The organism is Kitasatospora sp. NPDC057542, assembly GCF_042801945.1.
In the GTDB taxonomy this organism is placed as follows: domain Bacteria; phylum Actinomycetota; class Actinomycetes; order Streptomycetales; family Streptomycetaceae; genus Kitasatospora.
In genome coordinates, this window is the sequence record NZ_JBHVFE010000780.1 from 1 (window position 1) to 2,010 (window position 2,010).

At 75.3% G+C, this 2,010-nt stretch carries 2 protein-coding genes; one reads left to right on the forward strand and one right to left on the reverse strand.

What is annotated here, in order from left to right; translation table 11 throughout:
* Positions 1-28 precede the first annotated feature (28 nt).
* Complete coding sequence (locus ACFU7Y_RS43400; RefSeq protein ID WP_224282535.1) at positions 29-1,249, reverse strand: amidohydrolase family protein; 1,221 nt, start codon at positions 1,247-1,249, stop codon at positions 29-31.
* A 93-nt stretch (positions 1,250-1,342) separates the two neighbouring features.
* Here ACFU7Y_RS43400 and ACFU7Y_RS43405 point away from each other — a divergent pair, with 93 nt between their 5' ends.
* Entirely contained in the window at positions 1,343-1,963 is a 621-nt protein-coding gene (locus tag ACFU7Y_RS43405; protein WP_224282534.1) for a TetR/AcrR family transcriptional regulator, read from the forward strand.
* The last annotated feature ends 47 nt before the right edge of the window (positions 1,964-2,010 follow it).

Genomic DNA, 2,010 nt, shown 5'->3' on the forward strand with positions numbered 1-2,010 from the left:
CCGTGGAGGAGCGTCCGCCCGTTTCGTTTCAGATGACGGCGCCGGCCTTGACCACGTGCCGCAGGTGCCGGTCCGGACGGGCGAGCACCGAGACATCGGCGAGCGGGTCGCCGTCGACCACCAGGAGGTCGGCGTGGGCGCCCGGGGCGAGGGTGCCGATCTCCCCCGCCATGCCGAGCAGCCGGGCCGCCGTGGTGGTGGCGGAGCGCAGCACGTCGGCGGCCGGCTGGACCTGGGCGCGCAGCGTGAACTCCGCCGGCTGGGCCGGGTGCAGCGGGCCGAGCAGGTCGCTGCCGTAGACCAGGTTGACACCCGCCCGGTGGGCGCGCTCCAGGGCGGCGAGCCCCTGGTCGCGGACCTCGGCGAGCTTGGCCAGGGACGCCGGCGGCAGACCCGAGGCCGCGCCGAGCTCCGCGGTCCGCACGTACGCGACCAGGGTGGGGACCAGGAAGGCGTCCTTCTCCAGCAGCAGCGCGACCGTCGTGTCGTCCAGCAGGTTGCCGTGCTCGACGCAGCGCACGCCGGCCCGCAGGGCTCGGTCGATCGCGCGCGGGTGGTAGGCGTGCACGGTGACGTAGCGGTTGTGGTTCTCCGCCTCCTCGACGGCCGCCCGGATCTCCTCCTCGCTGTACTGGACGGCCGCGATCTCGTCGTGCGGGGAGGCGACGCCGCCGGAGAGCAGCACCTTGAGGTGCCGGGCACCCTTGCGGAACTCGTCCCGGGCGGCGGCGCGCACGGCGTCCACGCCGTCGGCGATCCGGCCGAAGTGGGGGCGGGCCTCGCAGCAGGGCAGCGAGTCGTCACCGAGCGGGCGCAGGTCGCCGTGGCCGCCGGTCTGGGAGAGCGCCTTGCCCCCGTGCAGCAGTCGGGGGCCGAGGGCCAGGCCCTCGGCCAGGGCGCGGGCCATGCCGTGGTCGGCACCGCCGACGTCGCGCACGGTGGTGAAGCCGCGGCGCAGCATCCGCTCGGCCTCGGCGAGGGCGCGGACGGTGGCGTAGCCGGGGGTCCAGTTGGCGACGTCGGGCAGGTCGAGCGAGGTGACCAGCAGGTGGACGTGGGCGTCGATCAGACCGGGCAGCACGGTGGCGCCCTGCGCGTCGAGGACGCGGACCCCGTCGGGGGCGGCGGGCGGACGGCCGGTGCCGGTGGCGGTGATCCGGCCGTCGGCGGCCTCCAGCCAGCCGCGGTCGGTACGGGTGCCGTCCTCGGGGTGGAGCAGGTGGGCGTCGGTGATCAGCAGTCGGCTCACGGTGGTGGCCCCTCCGGTTCGGTGCGGAACGCGATTTCAGTACGAGACGTACTGAATACGGCTCGTACTGAATACACCATGTATCGTTCTCCTGTGAACCCACCCCCCGCCGAAGCCGCCGCTCCCCGACCGCCCCGCCGCCGCGTCCACACCCGTGCCCGGCTGCTCGCCGCGGCGGGCGAGCTGTTCCTCTCCGTCGGCTTCGCGCGGACGAGCATCGAGGACGTCTGCGCCGCCGCCGGCTACACCCGCGGGGCCTTCTACTCGAACTTCGGCAGCAAGGAGGAACTGCTGCTGGCGCTCTTCGACGACCAGGCGGCCGGGCGGATGGCCGAGCTGGAGCGGCTGGCGGCGGCCTGCGAGGCGCTGGCGCCGCAGGAGCGGGCCCGGCTGCTGGTCGAGGCGCTGCTGCGGGTCGAGCCGGCGGAGTCCGGGTGGATCCTGCTGTTCCTGGAGTTCCGGCTGGTCGCGGCCCGTACCGAGGCGCTGGCCGAGCAGGTCGCCGCGCACGACCTGGCGGTCGCCCGGGCGCTGGCGGACGTCCTGGAGCGGGCGCTGCCGGAGCTGGTGCCCCCGGGGGCGAGCGCCGCTCAGGCGGCGACGGTGATCCTGGCGGCGCGCGAGGGGCTGCTGGCCCGTACGGCCGCCGGCGGGGCGGCCGCGGAGGAACTGCTGGCGGCGACGGCGGCGGTGCTGTCGGGGCTGCTGGGCTGAGACGCGCAAACGCCGAGGGGCGACCCCGTTACGGCTGTCTCTTATAC